Genomic DNA, 5,547 nt, shown 5'->3' on the forward strand with positions numbered 1-5,547 from the left:
GATGGCGTTTGGAGATACCTAAGACCAAATACAGGTACAAGAGTTTCCGGTAAACAATGGATTGACGGAAGATGGTACAACTTTACTTGGGATGGAAGACTGATAGGTAAGAAATAACTATAAATCTAATCATAGATTTTAAAAATTACTTTTTTCAAGGAGGGGATATGGTTAAACCAGTATCCCTTTTTTGAAAAAGTTATTCGTTAAATAATTATTTATATGTGAATCGTAAAATAAAAAAGGAGGAAAAATGAAAAAAGGGAAATTATTATCTTGGTTATTAATATTTTCTTTCATTATTGGTTTTCTACCAATAATGAGAGTAGATGCGGCAACTAATCCATTTGAAAGTGATAAATTAAGGATAATGAGTTTAGATGCTGGAAGAAAGTATTTCTCACCAGAGAATATAAAGAAAATCATTGATAAATTGAGTGCAAAAAACTTTACACATCTTCATTTGTTATTAGGAAATGATGGCATGAGATTTATATTAGATGATATGTCAGTAAGTACTAGTAATAAAAAATATGATAGTGAAGAGATAAAGAAAGGCATCAAATTAGGTAATCAAAATTACGCAAATAGACATAATTTAGTTGAAGATGCTGATTCTGTAATTACTCAAAAAGAAATGGATGAAATATTTGAATATGCAAAATCAAAAAATATTTCAATTATTCCTGCTATTAATTCACCTGGACATATGGATGCAATCCTAGATGCAGCGGAAAGTGTTGGCATTTCAGATGCACATTATGTCAGAAAAGACTGGTTGGGTGAAAAAAAATCTATTACAACATTAAATATATTAAATGATGAAATGGTAGAATTTTCAAAAGCATTAATTAAAAAATACGTAGATTATTTTAATGAAAAAGGTATTGAAATTTTCAATATAGGTTTTGATGAATTTGCCAATGATGCTTTTCAAGTGCCTGGATGGGATAAAATTATTGCAAATGGTCAATATCAAAAAGTTGCAGATTATGCTAATGAATTAGCGAAATATATTAGTTCAAAAAATATTAGACCAATGGCGTTTAATGATGGTATCTACTATAACGATAATACTAGTTATACATTCGACAAAAATATTATAATCGCATACTGGACTAAAGGTTGGGGTGGTTTTTATGTAGGTAAATCTACTACACATATTGCTCAAGGTCATGATGTACTAAATGTAAATGACTCTTGGTATTATGTTCTTGGTAGAGAAAATGATGGTGGATATAATCGTCAAAATGCGTTAAACAAGATGAAAGAGGCTTCATTTAAATATGATAAAAATGTAGGAATTCAAGTGCCTACAATAGGGTCAATGATAAGTTTTTGGTGTGACAATCCAGAAAAACCTTATGAAGAAGCAAAATTAGATGAATGGATTAATACTTTTGTGGAAAACAACAAAGATGTGTTTGAAGATAAAGATAATACACCAATTGCTAAAGATAAGTCTAAATTATCAGAACTTCTATCAAATTATAAAGTAAAACTAGAGGATAAATCATATAAAGTTCCTAGTGATGTAGCAAAAGAAAATGAAAGAAAATATAATATTTCTAAAGAAATTTTTGATAATGAAAAAGCAACTGAATTTCAGGTTGAAAAAGCAGTAGAAGAGATGACTGCTGTATTAGAAGAAATAGAAAAATATAAACAAGAAGAGATTGTTGATCCAATCTATCCTGAAAAACCAATTGAAGCATTTACAAATCCTATTTTAAATGCTGGTAGTATTTATAAACAACCTAAAGAAGGATTTGAGCTATATCAATCATCACAATATCCAGCTACAAATCTTTTTGATAAAAAAGATGATACATTTGTTTGGTTTGATACGTCAAAAGGTGGACAAGAAATTGGTGATAAAGTTGGTGTAGATTTAGGTCAAGTATATAAATTAGGTAAATTTAGAGCTGTAATGGGTGGTTCTTCTAGTGGAGATCACTGGACAAAATATCAAGTTAAATATTCTGTTGATGGAAAAATTTGGAAATCACAAGGACCAATATTTGAACAAACTGAAGCTAAAAAGACAATTTCCTTTATTTTCAATAATGTTAATGCAAGATATGTAGTTCTTGAAAATAGAGAACCAATGAGCAATTGGCTTCAAGTAAGTGATTTTGTAGTAGAAACTTCCGAAGCAGGTGCGAGTGAAGAAACTCTAAATAAATTATCTGAAAAAATTAAAGAAGCTGAATCTATCGATTTATCTGATAAAACAGAAGGTACAAAATCGAATTTAATAAATACTATAGAAGAAGCAAAAAATATTGATAAAGATGCTAATGAAGAAGTGGTTAAAGCCATGATTTCAAGATTAGATAATGCTATTAAATCTTTAAGAAAAATTGGAGAAAAAGTACAAGTTGACATTTTCCCTAAAGTAAAAGAAATTAAGACTAATGGTGAGACAATTAATCTTGGAAATTCTGTAAATGTTGTAAAATCTGAAGATTTTGATACAACAGCATACAATTTACTTGTTAAAGTATTAAATGATAAACATGTAAAAATTAATGAAAAAGAAAATAAAGAAGATTATACATTCTATTTATTAGAAGATAACAGTTTAGATGGCGTTAATGATAGCTTTAAGGGTTTACAATTACAAGATTTAAAAGATAAGAAGAATAATGCTTATGAATTGCATTCACTAGATGATAAGACAGTTATCCATTCCAAAGATGATAAGGGAAGTTTTTATGCAGTAAAAACTCTTGAACAAATTTTAAGTGGAAATGATATAGTAAAGGCTGATATTGTTGATTATCCTAGTATGGAACACCGTGGAACGATTGAAGGATTCTATTCATACAAGAAAGGTGACTGGTCAGTTGAAGAAAGAATTTCACAAATGAAATTCTACGGAGATAATAAATTAAATACTTATATTTACGCTCCAAAACATGATCCATACCACAGGGACAATTGGCGTACACTTTATCCTAAAGCTGAGCTTGATAAACTGGTTCAAGTAGCGAATGAAGCTAAACTAAATAAAGTTGATTTTGTATACGGTATTGCGCCAGGAAAATCAATAAATGCAGGGCTTGAATCTGATATTGACACATTGATTGCAAAATTGACACAATTGTATGATGCAGGTATTAGACATTTTGCTGTATTCTTTGATGATATTAATAGTAATGATGGAAAAGCACACGCAACCATTCTTAATAAGGTAAATGAAAGATTTATAAATAAAAAAGAAGGTGTTGGCAAATTAATCACAGTTCCTAAACAATATAATACATTCGACATGACTAAAAATGAATCTTCTATTAAATATATGGATGATTTTATTAACACATTATCAAAAGATATTTTTGTAATGTGGACAGGAAATGTAGTTGTTGCTGATGGAATTTCAAATGAAGATGCTAAATGGATAAATGGTAAATTTGGTGATATGACTGCGGTATGGCACAATTATCCAGTTACAGATTACCAAATCGAAAAATTGGCATTGGGGCCTATCGTAGATATGGGTGATGAAATTCACAAATATATTAATTACTTCACATTAAATCCTATGGAATACGCAGAATTATCAAAGATTTCAATTGGTACTGGTGCTGATTTCATGTGGAATAATGAACAATATAATCCTGATAGAGCGTGGAAAAAAGTTTCTGAAAATCTATTTGGAGATTTAGCGCAAGATATGTTAGTTTTCGCAAATCATTCCACAAGGATGAATGGTAGCATTGGTTCTTCTGGTAGAAAAGAAGCTCCAGAATTGAATGAATTAATCGATAAATATTGGGAAAGCTATGGTACAAAAGAATTTGATACTTTAAGTGCTACTTTAAAAGTAGAATTCGAAAAAATAATAAAATCTTGCGATGCTTTATTAAATAATTTAGAACCTAAATATTTAAGATATGCTCAAGATAATATTGAAAAATTAAAACTATTAGCGCAACAATCAATTAATTCTCTTGAACTTCATAAAAAAGTAATAAATAAAGAAGATGCAAGTGATTTAAGAGAAACAATTGCAAACTCAGGATATGCTTCAGGTAAAGAGATTTCTGAAACTACATTAGTTAAGTTTATAAAAGATATACTATCATTTACTCCAAATCCAAAAGCTGATTTTGCACTATCAAAAAATTTAGCAAAAGTAAATGAAACTATTACAATTACAAACTTAAGTAGTAGAGTAAGTAAAGAATTTGAATGGTCTATTAAAGGTGCAGAAATTGTATCAAATAATGGTAAAGAAGTCACAATTAAATATCCTAAAGAAGGTATTTATGATATTAAATTAATTGCTAAAAATGAATTAGGTGAAGATGTTAAGCTAATTGAAAATGCAGTTACAGTAAGTGATACGATAAGTCAATCAAAATTTGACAATATTGCATTAAATAAAAACACAAAGATTAGTTCACGATGTGCATTTTCCGAAGATGGTAAGTATGCCGTTGATGGAAGTCTAAAGACTAAATGGTGTGGTGCAAATTATGTAGGTAATGAATATATCATAGTTGATTTAGCTAATGAATCTCTAATTAAAGGATTTAAACTTCATCATGCACATGCTGGCGGTGAAACACCAGGAATGAACACATCCGCTTATGAAATTTATCTAAGTAATGATGGTTCAGAATACACTAAAGTTATTGAAGTTAAAAATAATGAATCTGATGTTACAGAACATTCAATTCCATTACAAAAAGCAAAATACGCAAAACTAGTGGTAACTCGTCCAAATCAAGCTGATAATGATAGAGCTTCAAGAATTTACGAATTTGAAGTGTTTGGAACAAGTGAAAACCCAGATTTACCACAAAAATTTGATTCAGAAGTTGATAAGACTAATTTACAATTTACAATCTTAGAAGCTAAAAAGTATGAACAATTAAAAGATGAATATGATGAAAATTCATTTAATAATTTATTAAAAGCCCTTCAAGATGCACAAAAAGCATTAGATACAAATGAAATTGATCAAATGAAAATTGATGAACAAACAAATAGTCTATTGGAAGCTATTAAACAACTGAAGAAAGCAGAACAAAAACCAGAAGACCCAGAAGAACCAAAAGATCCTGAAGATCCAGAGGAACCGATTGAAGATCCAAAAGACCCAGAAGAACCTATTGAAGAACCGGAAAATAGACATGGTTGGGAGCAACAAAATGGAAAATGGATATACTTTGATCATGGTAAACAAGCCATATCTGAATGGAAATGGATAAAAAATGCATGGAAATTCTTCAACTCTAAAGGAGAATCTATGGCACAATTTTATCATGAAAATGGTATGATCTGGTTATCTTTAGAAGGTCCGAACACAAGATATAAAAAAGGTTGGTGGACAAATCCAGAAAATGGTTACACATACTTCTTTAGATTATCCTCAGGCACAATGGTTAAGGGAAAACAATTCATCAGTGGAAACTGGAGATTCTTTAGAAAATCAGGAACACTTGCAACAGGCTGGCAAAAACTTCCATTAGGTTGGATGTACTTTAGAACAGGTACAGGTACTCAAGCGTACGGCTGGCAATGGATTGATGGCGT

1 protein-coding gene is annotated in these 5,547 nt (G+C 29.9%); it reads left to right on the plus strand.

Annotation, left to right across the window (positions count from 1 at the left end; all coding sequences use genetic code 11):
* Positions 1–253 precede the first annotated feature (253 nt).
* Positions 254–5,547: beta-N-acetylglucosaminidase domain-containing protein (locus HMPREF9709_RS09425; RefSeq protein WP_005397075.1), on the plus strand; the 5,294-nt coding region annotated here is incomplete at its 3' end.

The sequence above is a fragment of the Helcococcus kunzii ATCC 51366 genome, from assembly GCF_000245755.1.
Taxonomy (GTDB): Bacteria; Bacillota; Clostridia; order Tissierellales; family Peptoniphilaceae; genus Helcococcus; species Helcococcus kunzii.